The 20244-nt window shown below is 75.0% G+C and carries 20 protein-coding genes; 15 read left to right on the forward strand and 5 right to left on the reverse strand.

The features are described from left to right. The first annotated feature begins 32 nt into the window (after positions 1-32). The 8 genes from AB0H57_RS03615 (at position 33) to AB0H57_RS03650 (ending at position 6763) form a co-directional block, all read left to right on the forward strand. Positions 33-1418, forward strand: a complete 1386-nt coding sequence (locus AB0H57_RS03615; RefSeq protein ID WP_357502247.1) for an efflux RND transporter periplasmic adaptor subunit — start codon at positions 33-35, stop codon at positions 1416-1418. A gap of 52 nt (positions 1419-1470) precedes the next feature. Then, a complete protein-coding gene (locus tag AB0H57_RS03620) occupies positions 1471-2172 on the forward strand; it encodes an ABC transporter ATP-binding protein (RefSeq protein ID WP_357502312.1) in 702 nt (233 codons plus the stop codon). Further along, on the forward strand, positions 2169-3353 hold the full coding sequence (locus AB0H57_RS03625) for an ABC transporter permease (protein WP_357502249.1): 1185 nt from the start codon (positions 2169-2171) through the stop codon (positions 3351-3353). The genes AB0H57_RS03620 and AB0H57_RS03625 overlap by 4 nt, the downstream gene beginning before the upstream one ends. Positions 3354-3598: 245 nt before the next feature. Beyond that, positions 3599-3808 (forward strand): helix-turn-helix domain-containing protein, encoded by a 210-nt coding sequence (locus AB0H57_RS03630; RefSeq protein WP_089005106.1) that lies wholly within the window; start codon positions 3599-3601, stop codon positions 3806-3808. A gap of 222 nt (positions 3809-4030) precedes the next feature. Continuing rightward, positions 4031-4132, forward strand: a complete 102-nt coding sequence (locus tag AB0H57_RS03635) for an AURKAIP1/COX24 domain-containing protein (protein WP_007465623.1) — start codon at positions 4031-4033, stop codon at positions 4130-4132. Between the two features lie 117 nt (positions 4133-4249). Continuing rightward, entirely contained in the window at positions 4250-5323 is a 1074-nt protein-coding gene (locus AB0H57_RS03640; protein ID WP_357502251.1) for an NAD-dependent epimerase/dehydratase family protein, read from the forward strand. A gap of 278 nt (positions 5324-5601) precedes the next feature. Next, complete coding sequence (locus AB0H57_RS03645; RefSeq protein ID WP_357502315.1) at positions 5602-6459, forward strand: lysophospholipid acyltransferase family protein; 858 nt, start codon at positions 5602-5604, stop codon at positions 6457-6459. 28 nt (positions 6460-6487) lie between these two features. Beyond that, positions 6488-6763: a hypothetical protein gene (locus AB0H57_RS03650; protein WP_357502253.1), complete on the forward strand. Its 276-nt coding sequence runs from the start codon at positions 6488-6490 to the stop codon at positions 6761-6763. 49 nt (positions 6764-6812) lie between these two features. On the opposite strand, the gene AB0H57_RS03655 is transcribed toward AB0H57_RS03650, so the two are convergent. The 3 genes from AB0H57_RS03655 to AB0H57_RS03665 all read right to left on the reverse strand — a co-directional run bounded on the left by AB0H57_RS03655 (position 6813) and on the right by AB0H57_RS03665 (position 10139). Next, positions 6813-7715, reverse strand: coding sequence for an HAD-IB family hydrolase (locus tag AB0H57_RS03655; protein WP_357502255.1), 903 nt, complete (start codon positions 7713-7715; stop codon positions 6813-6815). 128 nt (positions 7716-7843) lie between these two features. Further along, positions 7844-8728, reverse strand: a complete 885-nt coding sequence (locus AB0H57_RS03660; protein ID WP_357502257.1) for a DUF5667 domain-containing protein — start codon at positions 8726-8728, stop codon at positions 7844-7846. Positions 8729-9155: 427 nt separating this feature from the next. After that, entirely contained in the window at positions 9156-10139 is a 984-nt protein-coding gene (locus tag AB0H57_RS03665) for an ECF subfamily RNA polymerase sigma factor, BldN family (RefSeq protein ID WP_357502259.1), read from the reverse strand. Between the two features lie 433 nt (positions 10140-10572). On the opposite strand from AB0H57_RS03665, the gene AB0H57_RS03670 reads away from it, so the two are divergent. Genes AB0H57_RS03670 through AB0H57_RS03680 form a run of 3 tightly spaced genes read left to right on the forward strand, consistent with a single transcriptional unit; the run spans position 10573 to position 13153 of the window. Next, a complete protein-coding gene (locus tag AB0H57_RS03670; protein WP_357502262.1) occupies positions 10573-12237 on the forward strand; it encodes an AMP-binding protein in 1665 nt (554 codons plus the stop codon). Then, positions 12227-12481 (forward strand): glutaredoxin family protein, encoded by a 255-nt coding sequence (locus tag AB0H57_RS03675; protein ID WP_357502264.1) that lies wholly within the window; start codon positions 12227-12229, stop codon positions 12479-12481. The genes AB0H57_RS03670 and AB0H57_RS03675 overlap by 11 nt, the downstream gene beginning before the upstream one ends. A gap of 21 nt (positions 12482-12502) precedes the next feature. Continuing rightward, positions 12503-13153 (forward strand): HAD hydrolase-like protein, encoded by a 651-nt coding sequence (locus tag AB0H57_RS03680; protein WP_357502266.1) that lies wholly within the window; start codon positions 12503-12505, stop codon positions 13151-13153. 6 nt (positions 13154-13159) lie between these two features. Here the strand turns inward: AB0H57_RS03680 and AB0H57_RS03685 are convergent, their stop codons facing one another. After that, entirely contained in the window at positions 13160-13816 is a 657-nt protein-coding gene (locus AB0H57_RS03685; protein ID WP_357502317.1) for a response regulator transcription factor, read from the reverse strand. Positions 13817-13827: 11 nt separating this feature from the next. Then, on the reverse strand, positions 13828-15123 hold the full coding sequence (locus tag AB0H57_RS03690) for a sensor histidine kinase (protein WP_357502268.1): 1296 nt from the start codon (positions 15121-15123) through the stop codon (positions 13828-13830). Between the two features lie 411 nt (positions 15124-15534). On the opposite strand from AB0H57_RS03690, the gene AB0H57_RS03695 reads away from it, so the two are divergent. The 4 genes from AB0H57_RS03695 to AB0H57_RS03710 are packed head-to-tail and all read left to right on the forward strand — an operon-like array spanning position 15535 to position 20241. After that, the gene (locus AB0H57_RS03695; protein WP_357502270.1) at positions 15535-16305 is read left to right on the forward strand and encodes a redox-sensing transcriptional repressor Rex; all 771 of its coding nucleotides are present in this window, start codon (positions 15535-15537) and stop codon (positions 16303-16305) included. Further along, complete coding sequence (locus AB0H57_RS03700) at positions 16302-17699, forward strand: glutamyl-tRNA reductase (RefSeq protein WP_357502272.1); 1398 nt, start codon at positions 16302-16304, stop codon at positions 17697-17699. Before AB0H57_RS03695 ends, AB0H57_RS03700 begins: the two co-directional genes overlap by 4 nt. Then, positions 17696-18664: a hydroxymethylbilane synthase gene (gene hemC, locus AB0H57_RS03705; protein ID WP_357502274.1), complete on the forward strand. Its 969-nt coding sequence runs from the start codon at positions 17696-17698 to the stop codon at positions 18662-18664. The genes AB0H57_RS03700 and hemC overlap by 4 nt, the downstream gene beginning before the upstream one ends. Next, positions 18661-20241: a uroporphyrinogen-III synthase gene (locus AB0H57_RS03710; RefSeq protein WP_357502276.1), complete on the forward strand. Its 1581-nt coding sequence runs from the start codon at positions 18661-18663 to the stop codon at positions 20239-20241. The genes hemC and AB0H57_RS03710 overlap by 4 nt, the downstream gene beginning before the upstream one ends. Positions 20242-20244 lie beyond the last annotated feature (3 nt).

A 20244-nucleotide genomic window follows, 5' to 3' on the forward strand; every position in this document is an offset into this window, starting at 1 on the left:
CGATCGTCGTCGACGGGTCGTAGCATGTCCGGGTGGTCCGCACCCACCCGCCGCGGTCAGCCGCGGCCCGCCGTTCCCGCCTGCTCACCGCTCTCGTCGCCGTCGTCGCGCTGACCGCCTCCACGGCCGCCTCCTGCGGTGGTGAGCAGTCGCCCGTCGCCCTCGCCGAGGTGGGCCGCGCCGCCGTCACCGAGGTGATCGACGCCTCGGCCACGGTGATCGCCCGGGCCGCCGCCACCCTCACCGCCCCGGCCGACGGCACCCTGGCCAGCCTGCGCGTCCAACCCGGGCAGCGGGTGCGCAAGGGTCAGGTGCTGGCGGTGGTCAGCTCGCCGTCCGCCCAGGACCGGCTCCGCCAGGCCCGCCGCGCCCTCGAGGCCGCGCAACGGGCGGGCGGGTCGGGTGGCGGCGGCCTGGTCGGCCGCCGCCGGGGCACCGACAAGGCCGCGACCGAGGCGTACGACGCGGCCCGGGCCGCCGCCGGGAAGATCGGCGATCCGCGGCTGCGCGACGCGCTGCTGGTCCAGGTGGACTCCGCCCAGCGGCAGTACGAGTCGGCCGCCCGGGCCGCCGACGAGGCGGTCCGTTCGGTGCAGCGCGGGGTGCGCAACCTGAACTCGGCCGTCGCCGCGCTCGCCACCGCCCAGCGGCTCCAGGCCCAGCAGGCGTACGACCTGGCGAAGGCGACGGTCGACGCGTTGACCCTGCGCGCCCCGATCGCCGGGGTGGTGCAGCCCGGTGGCACCCGGGCCGCGGCGCCGGCCGACCTGGCGGGGCTGCTCGGCGCGGCCGGCGGGGGCACGGCGGCCGGCATCGACCCGTCGGCCTTCGCCCCGGCCGATCGGGGTGGACCGCCGGCCGGGGTGGACGACGCGGTGCCGCAGGGCGGCCGGGTCACCGCCGGCACTCCGGTGCTCACCGTCGTGGACACCGGGCAGCTCGGCCTGCTCGCCGAGGTCGACGAGACGGACGTGCTGCTGGTCCGGCCGGGCCTGACCGCCACGGTGGAGCTGGACGCGGTCACCGGGGCGACCTACCAGGCCCGGGTCCGCTCGGTCGACGTGCTGCCCAGCACCTCGGCCCGGGGCGGGGTGACGTACCGGGTGCGGCTGTCCCTGGAGCGGGGGCACCAGGGCGAGGGGGAGCCCGCGCCCACCCCGCGCCCCGGCATGAATGCCCTGGTCCACCTGCGGGTACGCGAGGCCGCCGACGCGGTGGCCGTACCCGCTTCGGCCGTCTTCTCCGCCGACGGCGGGGACGCGGTCTGGGTGCTGCGGGACGGCCGGGCGGACCGGGTGCCGGTCACCGTCGGCGTGCAGGGGCCGGACCTGGTGCAGATCGTCAGCGGGGTACGGGCCGGCGACCGGATCGTGGTGCGCGGCGCCGACCGGGTCCGGGCCGGGCAGGAGCTGCGGTGAGCGGGGCGCCCGGCCGGTGGGCGGGCCGGTGACCGCCGGGCTGCCGGCCGGGGTGCCGGCGATCGAGGCGGTCGACGTGTCCCGGACGTACCAGCTGGACGGGGTGTCCGTGCCGGCGCTGCGCGGGGTGACGCTCACCGTCGACCCCGGCGAGTACGTGGCGGTGATCGGGCCGTCCGGGTCGGGCAAGTCCACCCTGATGCACCTGCTCGGCGGGCTGGACCGGCCGACCGGCGGGCGGCTGGTGATCGGCGGGCGGGACGTCGGCTCGCTGACGCCGCCGGAGCTGGCGACCCTGCGCAACCGGACGATCGGCTTCGTCTTCCAGGCGTTCCACCTGCTGCCCCGGACCTCGGCGGTGGACAACGTGGCGCTGCCCCTGGTCTACCGGGGGATGGGCGCCCGGCAGCGGCGCGACCGCGCGGCCGCGATGCTCGGCCGGGTCGGGCTCGGGCACCGGCTGGACCACCGGCCCAACCAGCTCTCCGGTGGCGAGCAGCAGCGGGTGGCGATCGCCCGGGCGCTGGTCACCGACCCGACGGTGCTGCTCGCCGACGAGCCGACCGGCAACCTGGACACCGCGAACGGGCAGGCCGTGCTGGCGCTGCTGGAGGAGTTGAACACCGAGTCCGGGGTGGCCCTGGTGATGGTCACCCACGACAACGAGGTGGCCGGCCGGGCCCGCCGCCGGATCGTCATGCGCGACGGCGCGGTGGTCTCGGACAGCACGGCCGCCGCGGGAGGGGTCCGGTGAGGTTCGCCGAGGCGTGGCGGGTGGCGCTGGACGCGCTGCGGGCCAACCGGATGCGCAGCGCGCTCACCATGCTCGGGGTGATCATCGGGGTCGCCTCGGTGGTGCTGCTGGTGGCCATCGGCACCGGCGCGAAGCGCGAGGTGGAACGGCAGGTCGAGGGGCTCGGCTCCAACCTGCTGGTGGTGGTGCCGGGCAAGCTCGACATCGGGGCGGCGCCCGCCGTCTCCCGGCTGTCCCTGGCCGACGTGGACGCGGTGTCCCGGGTGGTCGGCGACCCGGCGCGGGTCGCGGTCACCGTGGCCTCCGGCGAGACGGTACGCGCCGGCCGCCGTTCCGACTTCACCACGGTGCAGGGGGTGCTGGAGACGACGCCGGCGGTGTTCACCCGGCAGCTCGGCCGGGGCAGCTACCTGACCGCCTCCGACGTGGACACCAGCCGCCGGGTGGCCGTCCTCGGCGCGTCGGTGGCCGGCGCCCTGTTCCCGGACCGGGACCCGATCGGCCAGCAGGTCAGCATCGCCGGGGTGCGGTTCCGGGTGATCGGGGTCTTCGCGCCGCTCGGGCAGAGCCTCGGCGTGGACCGGGACGACGAGGTGCACATCCCGGTCACCGCCGCCCACCGCCTCTACGGCACCCAACGGATCGACGGGATCGCGGTCAAGGCGCCGGACCGGGCACGGATCGACGCGCTCGGCGACCGGATCGTGGCCGAGCTGACCCGGCGGCACCCGGACACCGAGTTCAGCGCGGTCACCCAGCAGCAGATCCTCGGCGTGCTGGGGGACATCCTCGGCGTGCTGACCGGGGTGCTCGCCGCCATCGCCGGCATCTCGCTGCTGGTGGGCGGGGTGGGCGTCTCCAACATCATGCTGGTCTCGGTGCGGGAGCGGACCCGGGAGATCGGCCTGCGCAAGGCGGTCGGCGCCCGGCCCCGGGACATCGGCCTCCAGTTCCTGCTGGAGGCGGTGCTGCTCACCGCGCTCGGCGGGCTGCTCGGGATGGCGCTCGGGGTGGGGGCGGCGCTGGCGGCCGACGCGCTCTCGCCGGTGCCCGCCGCGATCACCTGGTGGTCGCTGGCGCTCGCCTTCGGCGTCTCGGCGGCGGTGGGCATCGTCTTCGGCGTGGTGCCCGCGCAGCGGGCCGGTCGGCTCGACCCGGTGGTGGCCCTGCGCGCCGAGTGAGGGCCCGGCCTGGTGTCGCCGCGCACCGCTGAGGGGACGGTGCCGTGAACGGGACGCCGACCCCGAACGGGCGGAAAACCGCAGCTCACGTCGAGTGAACCGGCGATCCTGCATGATCATTCGCAGGAAGGGATCGCGCCGGTCACAGCCGTCCCGCTACCGTACTGGTAACACGCGCGTTGCCCGTCGGAGCGGGAGTTCCGCGGCCGGTGGCACGCGCCGGGCATGGGATGGGTCGGTGAGCCATGGCCGGGTCGCAGTCCGACGGTCGGCTGTCGGATGTCAGGTTCCTGACCGTCGCCGAGGTGGCGACGGTGATGCGGGTCTCCAAGATGACGGTCTACCGCCTGGTGCACAGCGGTGAGCTCACCGCTGTCCGGGTGGGTCGGTCGTTCCGGGTCCCCGAGCACGCGGTGCACGAATACCTCCGGGGCGCCTTTCAGGAGACCGCCTGAGGTGCCACCGGGCGCACCGCCGAGTGCGACGTAACGGGCATCGACGGGGTCGCGTTGGTCCTGCTGACGCACTCCCGCTACCCTGGACCCCGACCGTGACCGCGCAGTGGTGCGCCCCGACGCCCGGCTGGCTGGTCCGGTCCGTTGTCCGAAGCGATCGTGCGCGCCACCCCGGTGGCGACGGCACGGCCCGCCCCGAACGTTGTATCGAAAGGCTGTCGTATGGGCTCGGTGGTCAAGAAGCGCCGCAAGCGCATGGCTAAGAAGAAGCACCGCAAGCTGCTGCGCAAGACCCGCGTCCAGCGTCGCCGTCTCGGCAAGTGACCGGGGCCGGGCCTGGCCCGGCTACCCGGCACCTGCCAACTGTCGACCCTCGGAGGCTCAGGTGATCAGGCCGTGGACGATCCGGCTCGATTCCGCCTGCCGAGGTGGGAGCGCGACATGACCCCCGGTGACACCTCCGGTGCGCCGGGGGTCGTCGTCGTCACCGGGGTCGGCCGCTACCTGGGCGCGCACGTCGCGGCCCGGCTGGCCACCGATCCGCGGATCCAGCGGGTGATCGGCGTCGATCCCGCCTCACCCGGTCCGGAGGTCACCGACCTGCTCGACCGGGTGGAGCGGGTCCGGCTCGACCTGGGCTCGCTCGGCGGCCTCCTCGCCGACCTCGAGGTCGACGCGGTGGTGCACCTGGCGCTGGTCAGCGCCCCCGACCCGCAGCACGGCGGCCGGTCGGCGATGAAGGACCAGAACGTCATCGGCACCATGCAGCTGCTCGCCGCCTGCCAGCGGGCGCCCCGGCTGCGCAAGCTGGTCGTCCGCTCCTCCACCGCCGCGTACGGGGCGTCGTTCCGCGACCCGGCCGTCTTCACCGAGGAGACCGAGCCACGCGAGGTGCCGCGCGGCGGTTTCGGCCGCGACATCCTCGACATCGAGGGGTACGTCCGCGGGTTCCGCCGGCGCCGGCCCGACGTCACCGCCACCGTGCTGCGGTTCGCCCCGTTCATCGGTTCGACCGCGGACACCACGCTCACCCGCTACTTCGCCCAGCCGCTGGTGCCCACCGTCTTCGGTCGCGACCCGCGGTTGCAGTTCGTGCACTTCGACGACGCCCTGGAGGTGCTGCACCGGTCGATCGTCGAGGAGCACCCGGGGACGTACAACGTGGCCGGTCCGGGGGTGCTCTCCCTCTCCCAGGCGATCCGCCGGGCCGGTCGGGTCGCCGTGCCGGTGCTGGAGCCGGGCCTGTCCGGGGCCGCCGCGCTGGCTCGCAACCTCGGCTTCGGCCGGTACGGCCTGGACCAGGTCGACCTCTTCGTGCACGGCCGGGTCGTCGACACCACCCGGCTGGAGCGTGAGTACGGCTTCACGCCCCGCTCGACCGCGGCGGCCTTCGCCGACTTCATCCGCGCCCACCACGGTGGATCGCTGCTCAGCCGGGGCCAGTTGGCCGCCGCCGAGCAGCTCGTCCTGGAGGGGATCCGGCAGGTGCGCGCGACCATGGAGGAGCGGCAGTGACCGACGAACGGCGCGAACCCGGCCGGTACGACGTACCGCTGGGCGTGGCCGGACCGGACGCGGAGCCGGCCCGGCGCAACGGGCACCGGCGGACCGCGCCCACCAGCGCCGGGAAGAAGGCCGCCCCGAAGAAGGCCGCCGGCCGCGCCGGCGCCGACCCGGCGGAGGCCATGGGCCGCGCCGCCACGGAGGATGCCGCCACGGACGGCCCGGCGGAGGCCGCCGGCGCCGATCCGGCCGGTGCTGCGGGCCCGACGGGCCGGCCCGGCGGTTCGGCGGTGGCGGACCGGCCCGGCGATCCCTGGGACCGCAGGGTCGCCGCCGGCCTGGCCTTCCTGCGCCGGCGGCTCTCCGGTGACTACGAGGTGGACGAGTTCGGGTTCGACCCGGACCTGACCGGGGCGGTCTTCCACCCGCTGCTGCGGCTGCTCTACCGGGACTGGTTCCGCACCGAGGTGTTCGGCCTGGAGCACGTGCCGGACGCGGGTGCCGGCCTGGTGGTGGGCAACCACTCCGGGACGGTGGCGCTGGACGCGCTGATCCTCTCCGCCGCCCTGCACGACCAGCACCCGGCCCGCCGCTACCTGCGGCTGCTCGGCGCCGACCTGGTCTTCCGGATGCCGGTGGTGTCCGAGATCGCCCGCAAGACCGGCGGCACGGTGGCGTGCAACCCGGACGCCGAGCGGCTGCTCGGCACGGGCGAGCTGGTCGGCGTCTTCCCGGAGGGCTTCAAGGGCGTCGGCAAGCTCTACGCCGACCGTTACAAGCTCCAGCGGTTCGGCCGGGGCGGCTTCGTCTCGGCGGCGCTGCGCACCGGTACGCCGATCGTGCCGGTGGCCATCGTCGGCGGCGAGGAGATCTATCCGATGCTCGCCGACATCAAGCCGCTGGCCCGGCTGCTCAAGCTGCCGTACTTTCCGGTGACGCCGACCTTCCCCTGGCTCGGGCCGCTGGGCATGGTGCCGCTGCCGAGCAAGTGGCTGATCCAGTTCTGCCCGCCGATCCCGACGGCCCACCTCACCGACTCGGCCGACGACCCGCTGGTGGTGTTCAACATCGCCGACCAGGTCCGGGAGACCATCCAGCACACCCTCTACGAGCTGCTGGAACGCCGCCCCGACCCGTTCGGCCCGTAGTCAGCTCGTCCGCTTCTCCCGTAGCACGTTGAGCGCGCCGAGCACCGCCTGCTCGGCCTGCGGCGGAGGCACCACGGCCTCGCCGATCCGCTACTACCTCGCCAGGGCGGGGCGGCGGAACTTCTACGAGCACTGGTGCAGCTGCCTGTCCAGCTCGACCTGCTACACCGGCGGCTCGCACCGTAAGCCCCAGCTCCAGGTCATCGGCGACAACGGCGCCTTCCACGGCTGGATCGGGGTGGAGGCGTCCAACTTCAACGCGAACGAGGGCTACTTCGGGGTGCACTACCACCTGAACGGCTGAGTGCCGGGGCGTGGCCGGAAGCCCGCTTCCGGCCACGTGCCGCCCCGGGTCAGCCGGTGCGGTGGCGGCGGCGCTGCATCGCCAGGCCCGCGGTGACCGCGCCGGCCAGCAACCCCGCCGCGGCGGTCGACGGTACGGCGATCTTGAACGCCCGCCGACCGGTACGGAAGTCCCGCACCTCCCAGCCCCGCTCCCGGGCCTGCCGGAGCAGGGCGCCGTCCGGGTTGATCGCCACCGCCCGGCCCACCGCGGAGAGCATCGGCAGGTCGTTGGCGGAGTCGCTGTAGGCGACGCACCGGTCCAGGTCCAGCCCCTCGACCGCGGCGAGCTGGGTGACTGCCTCCGCCTTGGCCGGCCCGTGCATCAGGTCGCCGACCAGCCGGCCGGTGTACGCCCCGTCCGCCACCTCGGCCACCGTGCCGATCGCACCGGTCAACCCGAGCCGGGCGGCGATCACCCGGCCGATCTCCACCGGGGCCGCGCTGACCAGCCACACCCGCTCGCCGGCCGCCAGGTGCCGCTGCGCCAGCCGGCGCGTACCGGCCCAGATCCGGGGCGCCATCAGCTCGTCGAAGATCTCCTCGGCGAGCCGTTCCACGTCGTCCACCCGCCAGCCTTCGATGAAGGCCAGCGCCGCCTCCTTGGCCTGCGACATGTCGCCGGCGTGCTCGGTGGCCAGCAGCCGGAACCGAGCCTGCTGCCAGGCGAACCGGGCCAGGTCGCCGGTGGTGAAGTACTTGCGGGCGGCCAGCCCCCGCGCGAACCAGTAGATCGACGCGCCCTGCATCATCGTGTTGTCGACGTCGAAGAAGGCCGCCGCCGTCGGGTCGGCCTCGCGCGGTGGCGCCTGCTCCGTCTCCGCCCAGCCGGTGGTGTGACCGTGGCGGTCGGTGGCGACGGTGACCTTCCTGGTGCGGGACAACGTGCCCTCCCTCGGCTCGACCGCCCTCATGAAACACGGCCTACGCGAGCGTAGCCGGGCCGGGCGCCGGTCAACCGGGTCGAACAGCAGGTGTGGCGTGCCTGGCTGCCAGGTCACCGGACCGGGTGGCGCCCGGGGCGGCCGCACCCGGGCCGGCCTCAGCGGTCGCCGGGGCAGACCTCGGGCACCGGGCCCAGCGCATCGCTGCCGGACGCGGGCAGGTCGCAGGCGATCGCGGCGCGCAGCGCGTCGGACCGCTTGCGGACCGTGTCGAGCAGGGCGATCGACCGGTGCGTCCGGTCCCGCTCGGCCCGGGTGACGGTGCCCAGCAGGCCGGCCAGCTCCCGCCGCTGCCCGGTCAGGAACGCGTCGACCGAGTCCAGTCCGGCCGGTTCCGCGCGCTGCGCGGCGGTCGCGGTGAGCAGCCGTACGCCCTGGCGGGTGTCGGCGTCCATGTCGTCGAGCACCGCGGTGAAGGCGGGCCGGTCGCCGCGCAGCGTGGCGGCCTCGCCGAGGCGGGTCCGGGCGAAGTCCAGGAAGAGCTGCCCACGACTGATGTCGGAGCTGGCCAGGGCGAGCTGCGCGCGTTCGGTCGAGCGTTTCATGCCGTAGAGCGCGTCGCCGGGCACCGCGTTCTCGCTGGCCGCGGAGATGCCGGAGAGGGCGATCGCGCCGGCCGCGACACCGACCAGGACGGCGCCGCGGGCGCGGGCCCGCCGCGCGGTCACCGCGGGCAGGAAGGAGCCCCGGGTCGAGGTGCCGGCCGTGGCGCGGCCGCCAGTGGCCCGGGCGGGTTCCGCGGTGGCCGCCCCGATGCCCTCCCGTTCGGCGGTGGCGACCAGCATCGCCCGCAGGCCGGTCCGGAAGCGGGCGTCGACCTCGACGTCCGGCCGTCCGGTCCGCAGCCGTTGGCTGACCGCGACGAGCGGGGCGAGCTGGTCGTCCACGCGGGAGCGGACGTGGTGTCGCCGGCCGCCGTCGGCCTCGTCGAGAAGCTGGGAGAAGCGCTCGGCGCGCCGACGGGAGAAGAGGTCGCTGTCCACCGCAGGCACCTCCTCTCGCGGGTCACGGCCGATCGGCCGTGCTGATCACCAGCGACCGGTGCGGCGGTACGCCAGCGGCACAGGGCCGCGTCGACCGCGTTTCCGAACCGGGTGGGCCGGGGGACGCCGGGCAACCACCGGTCGCACCCGGAGAAACGGTCCGCACCGGGCACAAGTTACGGGGCGGGGAGCGCCGAAATCACCGACAGTGATCGTCGTCACCGTGCCGGCAGGCCCCCGAACAGCTCTTTCACCGGACCGGACCGCGATCGGCGTCGATTCGCCGTTCACCTGGTGCCCGGCGTGCGCCGTGACGGCGGTCGGGGCCCGGGACGGCGGTGACCCGGCCCGCGCGGGCCGGGACGACCGGTGCGGGGTCGGCGGGTGGCCGGCCGGCGGGGACCGGGCCGGTGTGCGCGCAAGCTGGTCAGGGCTGGAAACCGTCCGGGAGTAGCCGGGCCAGCGCGCGCACCGCCCGGTACTGGAGGGCCTTGATCGCGCCCTCGTTCTTGCCCATCGCCCGGGCCGTCTCGGCCACCGAGAAGCCCTGGAGGAACCGCAGCACGATGCACTCCTGCTGCTCGGGGTTGAGCCGGGTCACCGCGGTGAGCAGGGCGACGTTGGTGATGTGCTCGACCACCGCCGCCTCCGGGCTGCCCTCGGGCCCGCGGTCCTCCCGGTCGGCGTCCAGCACGTCGCCGGTGGTCACCTCCAGCCGGTAGCGACCGGACTTGAAGTGGTCGGCGACCAGGTTGCGGGCGATGGTCACCAGCCAGGCGCCGAGATCCCGGCCCTGCCAGGTGAAGCTGCCGATCCGCTTGAGCGCCCGCAGGAAGGTGTCCGACGTCAGGTCCTCGGCGAGCTGCCGGTTGCCGACCCGGAAGTAGACGAAGCGGAAGACGGTGTCCACGTACCGGTCGTAGATCAGGCCGAACGCCTCCGACTCGCCGGCCTGGGCCCGCTCCACCAGCGTCCAGACCTCGGTGGCCGGGTCCGACGGGTCGGGCCGGCTCGGGTAGCCGGTGGCGGGGGCCACGTCCCGGACGGCGGGCAGGACCGCGGTCTCCGCGGCGGAGCCGTCCGGCCGGACGGCGGGCAGGACCGCCGTCTCCGAGGTGGACGGGTCCACCGACACGGGTGTCTCGGCGGACCGCCGGCCCTGCGAGGGCATCATGGGGCGGGTCGGGGTGACCACCCGGCCGGCCGGGATGGCGTTGCCGCCGGGGGCCGCCGGTCTGGGTGGCGCCTCGTTGTGCTGGGACGACCGGTTGCGCGCCAGGCGGGACTCGTCCCCCCGGGCGGCGAGGCCCCCGGTGTCCTCGGTGGTGCCGGTCAGCCGCTCGTTGATCCCCGTCCGGGGCGTCGGGCCGGTCAGGCCCGCCGGCCGGTCCGCGTAGCCGAAGGTGGTCACCGTGCCTCCCCTGTCCGGTGGGCTGTCGGTCGCACCGTGCGCCACGGCGCGGCCGTGACGGGACCGGATCTGCCACCGTCGGGCAGCGTCGGTCCGGGACGTGCCGGCGGGCGGCAGATCCCCTTGAGGTGCTGGTCCAATGCGCTCACGGGCACGGGGGCCTCCTCGGGCTGAGGGGTGTCGACTCACGGCAAATGGGGTGAGCCGACCCGAGTGATGATAGGGCCAACGTCACCCGCGGGTGGCAAGTCCGTTACACAGAGCGGAAGTATTTCTCCGGACGACGCACCAGTGGCGGACCGGTTGTCCGTCGTGTGCGGTTGACTTTCACGATCGGGTCGGTACGCGAACGAACCTCCTGGTCGGACCGGGGCGACGGCTCGGGTACCCGGTGCCCGGCGGGCCGCCGGACGGTCCCCGGGCGGACGCGGGCATGGTCCGCCGGTGGCGCGCTGTGCCAGACTCAGCGACCGTGCAGGACGCAGCAGACGACCGCGCGCCGAACCTCGCCGACCGGCTTGGCCGGGCCGCCGCCGACCGCGGTGCGCGTCCCGCCCTGATCTGGCGGGAGCAGACCCTGACCTGGTCCGAACTGGACGCGGCGGTGACCGCCGTCGCCGGTGCGCTGGCCGGCGCGACGACCGGGGCCGGGGACCGGCCGGACCGGATCGCCGTCGCGCTGCCCAACACGCCCGACTTCGTGCTGGCCTGTCTCGGCGCGGTGCGCGCCGGGCTGGTGGCCGTACCGCTGAACCCGGGCCTCACCGCACGGGAGTTGCGGCATGTGCTCGCCGACTCCGGGGCGACGACGCTGATCTGCACGGCGGACGTCCGGGACCGGGTCGCCGGGGTCGCGGCGGAGCTGCCGGCGCTCACCGCCGTGCACACCACGCCGCCGACCGCCGCCGCCCCGGACCGGTTCCCCGCCCGGGGCGGGGAGGACCTGGCGGTGCTGCTGTACACCTCCGGCACCGAGGGGCAGCCCAAGGGCGCGATGCTGTCGCACCGGGCGCTGACCGCCAACCATGAGCAGGTCGACCGGATCGATCCGCCCGTGGTCGGGCCGGACGACAACGTGCTGCTCGCCCTGCCGCTGTTCCACGCGTACGGGCTGAACTCGGGGCTCGGCGCGGTGCTGCACCACGCGGCGACCGGGGTGCTGGTCGACGAGCTCGGGCCCGACGGCGGGCTGGACGTGCTCGCCCGGCACGCGGTCAGCGTGCTGGTCGGCGTACCGTCGATGTTCCTGGCCTGGTCCACCGCGGACGCCGCGCGGGTGACCGCGGCGCTGGCCACGGTCCGGGTCGCGGTCTGCGGCGCGGCGCCGCTGGAGCCGGCGGTCGCGGCCCGCTTCACCGAGGCCACCGGCCACCCGGTGCACGTCGGGTACGGCCTGACCGAGACCGCCCCGGTGCTCACCTCGACGCTGGTCGGCGGCGAGCCGAAGCCCGGTTCGGTCGGCCGGCCGCTGCCCGGCGTCGAGCTGCGCCTGGTCGGCCCGGACGGGACCGTGCTCTGGCCGGACGCCGGGCCGGAGCCGGACGACGACCCCGACGAGCCGGACCTGGCGGTGGAGTCGCCGGGGACCGACCCGGGGGAGATCGTGGTCCGCGGGGCGAACCTCTTCTCCGGCTACTGGCCGGACGGCCGGGGCGGGCCGGACGCCGACGGCTGGTGGCCGACCCGGGACGTCGGCTACGCCGACGAGGACGGGGACCTGTTCCTGGTCGACCGGCTCGGCGAGCTGATCCTGGTCAACGGGTTCAACGTCTATCCGCACGAGGTGGAGCTGGTGCTCGACGCGCATCCGGCGGTGGCCGAGTCGGCGGTCCTCGGTGCGCCGCACCCGCGGACCGGGGAGACTGTCCGGGCGTACGTGGTGCCGGTGCCCGGCCGGTCGGTGACCGGGGCGGAGCTGCTCGCGCATTGTGCCCGTAACCTGGCCCGGTTCAAGTGCCCGACCGACGTCGAGTTCGTCGACTCGCTGCCGCGCTCGGTGATCGGCAAGGTACGCAAGACCCAACTGCGGTCGGCCCCGGCCGGCCTCCGCCCGCCGGCTCCCGCCGGCCGCCACCCGGAGGTGCCAGATGTCCAGTGACGCCCGGCTCGCCCTGATCACCCGACCCGGCTGTCACCTGTGCGAGGAGGCCCGCGCGGCGCTGGACCGGGTGGTGGCGGTCACCGGCGACCGGTGGGTCGAGAAGGACGTCACCGGCGACGTCGAGCTGGAGCGGGAGTACGGCGACCGGCTGCCGGTGGTGCTGCTGGACGGCAAGGAGCACGGCTACTGGCGGGTGGAGGAGGACCGCCTGCTGCGCGACCTGACCACGCCGCAGCTTTGACCGGAGCCTTATCGTCCAAGGATGACCTCGACGCGGCGTCACCTGGTGTGGGACTGGAACGGCACCCTGCTCAACGACCTCGACCTGGTGGTCAAGGCCACCAACGCGGCCTTCGCCAGCGCCGGCGGGCCGGCGGTGACCAGCGAGGAGCACCGGGTCCGGTTCCGCCGGCCGATCGCCGACTACTACGCGGAGATGCTGGGGCGGGCGATCGACGCCGAGGCGTTCGGCGCCCTCGACCGGATCTTTCACGACGCGTACCGGGCGGGGCTGGCCAGCTGCACGCTGGCCGACGACGCGACGGCGGCGATCGACGCCTGGCCGGGCAGCCAGTCCCTGCTCTCCATGTGGTTCCACGACGAGCTGGTGCCCACCGTGCACACGTACGGGCTGACGCCGCACTTCACCCGGGTGGACGGGCTGCGCGCCCAGGTCGGCGGCGGCCCGAAGGCCGAGTGGCTGGAGAAGCACCTCGCCGAGCTGGGCCTGACCGGCCGTGAGGTGGTGCTGATCGGCGACTCGATGGACGACGCGGACGCCGCGGTGTCGGTGGGCGCCCGCTGCGTCCTCTACGCCGGCGGCTTCTCGGACCCCGCCCGCCTGCGCACCTCCCCCCACCCGGTGGCCGACACCCTCACCGGGGCGGTGACCCTCGCCCGCACCCTCCGCTGACCCGGGTCACGGCCGGAGGTAGGCGAGGACGGCCAGGACCCGGCGGTGGTCGTCGGCGTCGGGGGGCAGGTCGAGCTTGGTGAAGATGTTGCGGATGTGCTTCTCCACCGCGCCGTCGCTGACCACCAGGGCGCGGGCGATGCCGGGATTCGAGCGGCCCTCGGCCATCAGGGCCAGCACCTCGCGTTCGCGCGGGGTGAGGGCCGCCAGCGGGTCGTCGCGGCGGCGCCGCACCAGGAGCTGGGCGACCACCTCCGGGTCGAGCACGGTGCCCCCGTCGGCCACCCGGGCCAGCGCGTCGAGGAACTCGTCGATCGCGGCGACCCGGTCCTTGAGCAGATAGCCGATCCCGCCGCCGCCGGCCCCGCCGGTGGTGGCCAGCAGGTCGTCGGCGTACGACACCTCGACGTACTGGGAGAGCACCAGGACCGGCGTACGCGGCACCAGCCGGCGGGCGGTGACCGCCGCGCGCAGCCCCTCGTCGGTGTGCGTCGGCGGCATCCGGACGTCCACCAGCGACACGTCGGGCCGGTGCGTGACCACCGCCGCCACCAGCGCGTCCCCGTCGCCGACCGCGGCCACCACCTGGTGCCCGGACTCGGTCAGCAGCCGGACCAGCCCCTCCCGGAGCAGTACGGCGTCGTCCGCCAGCACCACCCGCAGGGCACGCGGGCTCACCGGGGCAGCTCGACGTGCAGCTCGGTGGGGCCGCCGGCCGGACTGACCACGTCCAGCGTCCCCCCGGTGGCCCGGACCCGGTCGGCCACCCCGGCCAGCCCGTGCCCCTTGGCCAGGTGCGCGCCGCCCACCCCGTCGTCGACGACGGCGATCTCCAGCCGGCCCACCCGGCGGGTGACGGTCACCTGGCACCGCGTCGCCCCGCTGTGCTTGGCCACGTTGGTGAGCGCCTCGGCGACCACGAAGTACGCGCTGTTCTCCACCGCCGGATCGAGCCGCCCGGCGGGGGTGCCGAGGTCGGGCTCGACGGCCAGCTCCACCGGGACCAGCGAGCGGCCGGCGAGGGCGGCCAGCGCGCTGGGCAGCCCCCGGTCGACCAGGATCGGCGGGGCGATGCCCCGGGACAGGGTGCGCAGCTCGCTCAGGGTCTCCCGGGTCTGGGCGACCGCCTCGTCCAGGGTCCGGCCGGCGGCCTCGGGGTCGCCGGCGAGCTGCTGCCGGGCCCGGCTCAGGTCCATCGCGAGCCGGACCAGCCGCTGCTGGGGGCCGTCGTGGATGTCCCGCTCCAGCCGGCGCAGGGCGGTCGCCTCGGCGGACGCGGCGGCCTGCTTCTGGTCCTCCAGGGTGCTGATCCGGTTGCGCATCTCGGCCACCCCGGTCAGCAGGGACCGGGCGAAGGCGGCCTGGAGGACGGCGCAGCCGCGCGCCACCAGCGGCAGGGTGAACAGGCAGAACACCCCGATGGCGACGTTCAGGAAGATCCGCGCGGCGGCGCCGTCGCCCATCCCGATCAGCTGGCTGAGATCCTGGTCGCCCGGCCCGCGCGGGATGGCCCAGTCGTACACCCAGTAGAGCGAGCCGGTGACGGCGACCGCCCACCAGACCAGGAGCAGGACGAAGGTGAGCAGCGCCACGGGGAGCTTGAACAGCGCGTGGGTGAAGTCGAGCCAGGACTGCGCGTCGCGTACCGGGGTGAGGACCCGGGCCCAGAACCCGGCGCCGGGGCGCGGGCCGCGGTAGACCGGGCGTACCCGGGGTTGGCGCAGCACGCCGGGCAGCCGGAACCGCTCCACGTCGGCCAGGGCGCGGGTGGCGTACAGGGTGCCGGCGAGGACCGGCAGGCCCAGCGTGGTCACCAGGAGGCCGGCGCTGAGGGAGATTCCCGCCATCGCCACCACGAAGCCGGCCAGCGCGATCGGGAGGCCGAGCAGCACGTACGCGGAGTCGTGCAGCAGCCGGCGGGCCACGCCGCCCAGCGGCGACGGGACGGTGTCCAGGGATACGGCGGTCATGCACCCAGGCTAGGAGCGCCCGGCGGCCCGGCCCATCCCGCAGGCCGGTGTCTCCGGGGTGGGGTTTTCCCTACCCCGCCGCCGAAGCGCGCCGGCCCGAAACGTGAGATGCGCCCCGTCGGTGTGCACACGCAGCGCGACGACACGCGCGCGATTGGTCAGAGAAGTCGTAAATGAGCAATAATCGTCGGGCGGCGTCGGCGGGGGCGACCGGATCGATCTTGTGGAATGGAGGAGCTGGTGGAGGGGCGTCGCGAGTCAGCAAGATCGCGATTTGTGCGCGTCTTCACAAGCGCCTACGCTGTAGTTCCGACGCGCCCCGCTAGCACGACCGGTGAATCCGGCCGCGCGCGGGGGTCCCGAATTGGCCGGGCTACGGAGCCGGCCGAGGATCGCACCGCACGGAGTCTCATGAGTCAGCATCGTCACCCTGGCGCGCCCGGCCGCGCCGGTGCCGTACCGGCGCTCCCGGACCTGCCGGAGGCGACCGTCGCGCGGCTCCCGGAATACCTCCGTGCCCTGCACCACCTCGCCGAGGCCGGGCACGAGACGGTCTCCAGCGAGGGGCTGGCCAGCGCCGCCGGGGTGAACTCCGCCAAGCTCCGCAAGGACCTCTCCCAGCTCGGCTCGTACGGCACCCGGGGGGTGGGCTACGACCTCGGGCTGCTGATCGAGCAGATCGAGTACGTGCTCGGGCTCACCCAGTGCCGGTCGGTCGCGCTGGTCGGCGTGGGTAATCTCGGTCACGCCCTGGCCGGCTACGACGGCTTCGCCAGCCGCGGCTTCCGCATCGCCGCCCTCTTTGACGCCGATCGCGTCCGGGTCGGCAAGGAGATCAACGGCCTGGTCGTCCGGCACGTCGACGAGCTGCCCCGGGTCGCCGCCGAGGAGTCGATCTCGATCGGCGTGATCGCCACCCCGGCGCCGGCCGCCCAGGCGGTCGCCGACCAACTGGTCACCGCCGGCGTCACGAGCATCCTCAACTTCGCGCCGTGCGTACTCTCGGTGCCGGACGGTGTCGACGTGCGCAAGGTCGACCTCGCCATCGAGTTGCAGATCCTGTCCTTCCACGAGCACCGCAAGGCATCGCTGACCGCGCTCCCCGTCACCGGCGGGACCGGCCTGACCGCCCTGCCCGGCGGGCTTGCGGCCACCGACACCCAGGAGGCGATCGGCACGTGAAACTGCTCGTCGTCGGCGCGTCCTACCGCACCGCCCCGGTCGCCACCCTGGAGCGGCTGGCGGTGGCACCCGCCGAACTCACCCGGATGCTCGACCGGCTCGTCGCACAGCCGTACGTCGCCGAGGCCGTGCTCGTCTCCACCTGCAACCGGGTGGAGGTGTACGCGGCGGTCTCCGGCTTCCACGGCGGCCTCGGTGACATCTGCGCGGTCCTCGCCGAGCAGGCCGGCGCCCCGCCGGCCACCCTGGCCAACCACCTGTACGTGCACTACGACGCCGCCGCGGTCGACCACGTCTTCCGGGTCGCCGCCGGCCTCGACTCGATGGTGGTCGGCGAGGCACAGATCCTCGGCCAACTCCGCGACGCGTACCACTGGGCCGCCGGGGCGGACTCGGCCGGCCGGCTGGTGCACGAGCTGATGCAGCAGGCGCTGCGGGTGGGGAAGCGGGCACACGCCGAGACCAACATCGACCGGGCCGGCCAGAGCGTGGTCAGCGCTGCGCTGGAGCTGGCCGCCGGCCACCTCGACGGCGACCTCGCCGGGCGGGCGGCCATGGTGGTCGGGGCCGGGGCGATGGGCTCGCTCGGCGTGGCGACGCTGTCCCGGCTGGGTGCCGGGCCGCTCACCGTCACCAACCGGGGGGCCGAACGGGCGGTGCGGCTGGCCGAGTCGTACGGCGCGCAGGCGGTCCCGATGGCCGAACTCGTCGCCGCGCTCGCCACAGTGGACATCGTAGTGGCCGCCACGGCGGCCACCGAACCGGTCCTCACCCTGGACGTGGTGACCCGGGCGCTGCGCGGCCGGGCCGCCGGGCGCGGGCCGCTGGTGCTGCTCGACCTCGCCATGCCCCGCGACGTCGAGGAGGGCGTCGCCGAGCTGCCCGGGGTCGAGGTCATCGACATCGACCGGATGGCCGCCGTCCTCGCCGACGGGCCGGCCGCCGCCGACGCCGCCGAGGTCACCCGGATCGTCACCGCCGAGGTGGAGGCGTTCCTGTCCTGGCTGCGCGGAGCGGACGTGGCACCCACCGTCGCGGCCCTGCGCGGGCGCGCCGACGACGTGGTCACCGCCGAGCTGCGGCGGCTCGCCCAGCGCCGACCCGACCTCACCGACGACCAGCGCGCCGAGGTCGCCCGGACGGTGCACCGGGTGGTGCAGCGGCTGCTGCACCAGCCCACCGTGCGGGTCCGCCAGCTCGCCGCCGAGCCGGGCGGCGACCAGTACGCGGCGCTGCTGCGCGAGCTGTTCGACCTCCAGGTGCCGCAGACCTCGCCGGTCGACACCGTTCCCGACGTGGTGGAGCCGGAGCGTGCCGGCCGGCCGTCCTTCGCGGTGGCCGAGGTGCCCGGCACCGCGACCGCCGACGTCCCGACCTCCGGAGGTGAGCGATGAACGCCCCCCTGCGCCTCGGTACCCGGGGCAGCGCCCTGGCGATGGCCCAGTCCGGGCACGTCGCCGAGGCCCTGACCGCGGCCGCCGGCCGGCCGGTCGAGCTGGTCGAGGTGATCACCGCCGGGGACCGCTCCACGGCCCCGGTGCACCGGCTCGGCGTCGGCGTGTTCGTGTCGGCGCTGCGCGACGCGCTGACCGCCGGCACCATCGACTTCGCGGTGCACTCCTACAAGGACCTGCCCACCGCAGGCGCCCCGGGCCTGCACATCGCGGCGGTGCCGCCGCGGCAGGACCCGCGGGACGCGCTGGTCGCCCGGGACGGCCGTACCCTCGCCGAGCTGCCGCCCGGTGCGCGGATCGGCACCGGCGCGCTGCGCCGCATCGCCCAGCTGCACGCCCTCGGCCTGCAGCTGGAGGTCACGCCGATCCGCGGCAACATCGGCACCCGGCTGGGCCGGGTGCTCGGCCCGGACGCCGACCTCGACGCGGTCGTGCTGGCCCGGGCCGGGCTGGCCCGGATCGGCCGGACCGACGTGATCACCGAGACGCTCGACCCGATGCTGATGCTGCCCGCGCCCGCCCAGGGCGCGCTGGCGGTGGAGTGCCGGGCCGACGACCATGACCTGGTCGCGCTGCTCGCGGCGCTCGACCACGCACCGTCCCGAGCCGCGGTCGTCGCGGAACGGGCCCTGCTGGCCACCCTGGAGGCCGGGTGCAGCGCACCCGTGGCCGCCTACGGCGAACTCGCCGAGGGTGAGACCGGTGAAGAGATCTACCTGCGCGGGGCGGTGATCAGCCCGGACGGTACTCGTGACCTCCGGCTGTCCCGCACCGGAACGCCCGCCGACGCGGCGGAGATCGGCAAGGCACTCGCCGCCGAACTCCTCGAACTCGGCGCCGACTCGATCCTCGGCCAAGAAGGACACGCCGGCCCGGGGACCCAGCAACTTGGGAGCACAGAATGACCCGCACCCGTAAGCCCGTAGGCCGGATCGCGTTCGTCGGGGCCGGCCCCGGTGACCCGGGCCTGCTGACCCGCCGGGCGCTGGACGCCCTGGTCGAGGCCGACCAGGTGGTCTACGACCGGGGAGTCCCCGAGTCGCTGCTGGCGCACGTCCGCGCCCAGGCCAGGTCCGACGCCGAGTTCAGCCCCGCCGAGGGTGTGCCAGGGGACGTGGCGAAGGTGCTGATCTCCGCCGCCCGCTCCGGGCAGAACGCGGTGCACCTGGTCGCCGGCGACCCGTTCGGCCACGACTCGGTGGTCAAGGAGGTGCAGGCGGTGGCGCGCACCGCCGCGCACTTCGAGGTGGTGCCGGGGGTGGGCCAGGCCGCGGGCGTGGCCACCTACGCGGGCGTCCCGCTGCCGGGCGTACGCACCGTCGCCGACGTCGAGGACGTCAGCACGCTGGACTTCGACGCGCTCGCCGCCGCCGTCACCCGGGGCTCGCTGGCCCTGGCCGTGGACGCCGGTGACCTGGCCGCCGTCCGGGACGGCCTGCTGGCCGCCGGGGTGGACGGCACCACCGGCGTCGGCGTGACCGGCGACGGCACCGGCGAGACGCAGTACACCACCACGTCGACCGTGGAATCCTTCGTCGCGGCGGCGCTCGGCTTCACCGGCCGGGTGGTGCTCACCCTCGGCGAGGGCGTCGGTCAGCGGGACAAGCTGAGCTGGTGGGAGAACCGCCCGCTGTACGGCTGGAAGGTGCTCGTCCCCCGGACCAAGGAGCAGGCCGGCGTGATGAGCGCGCGGCTGCGCGCGTACGGGGCCATCCCGTGCGAGGTGCCGACCATCGCGGTCGAGCCGCCGCGTACCCCGGCGCAGATGGAGCGGGCGGTCAAGGGCCTGGTCGACGGCCGGTACGCCTGGGTGATCTTCACCTCGGTGAACGCGGTCCGGGCGGTCTGGGAGAAGTTCGCCGAGCACGGCCTGGACGCCCGCCACTTCGGTGGCGTCAAGATCGCCTGCATCGGTGAGGCGACCGCCGAGGCGGTCCGCGCCTTCGGCATCCAGCCGGAGCTGGTCCCCTCGGGTGAGCAGTCCTCGGAGGGCCTGCTGGCCGAGTTCTCGCCGCACGACGAGGTGCTCGACCCGGTGGGCCGGGTGCTGCTGCCGCGCGCCGACATCGCCACCGAGACCCTCGCCGCCGGGCTCACCGAGCGCGGCTGGGAGGTCGACGACGTGACCGCGTACCGGACCGTCCGGGCCGCGCCGCCGCCCGCCGAGATCCGGGACGCGATCAAGTCGGGCGGGTTCGACGCGGTGCTCTTCACGTCCTCCTCGACGGTGCGCAACCTGGTCGGTATCGCCGGGAAGCCGCACGCGCGTACCGTTGTTGCGGTCATCGGGCCCAAGACGGCGGAGACCGCGACGGAGTTCGGCCTGCGGGTCGACGTGCAGCCGCAGCACGCCTCGGTGCCCGACCTGGTGGAGGCGCTCGCCGCCTACGCCGTCGAGCTGCGCGAGAAGCTCGCCGCCATGCCGGCCAAGCAGCGCCGTGGCTCGAAGGTGCAGGGGCCGACCGCGCTCCGCTTCCGCTGACCC

The sequence above is a fragment of the Micromonospora sp. NPDC050686 genome, assembly GCF_040654475.1.
In the GTDB taxonomy this organism is placed as follows: Bacteria; Actinomycetota; Actinomycetes; order Mycobacteriales; family Micromonosporaceae; genus Micromonospora.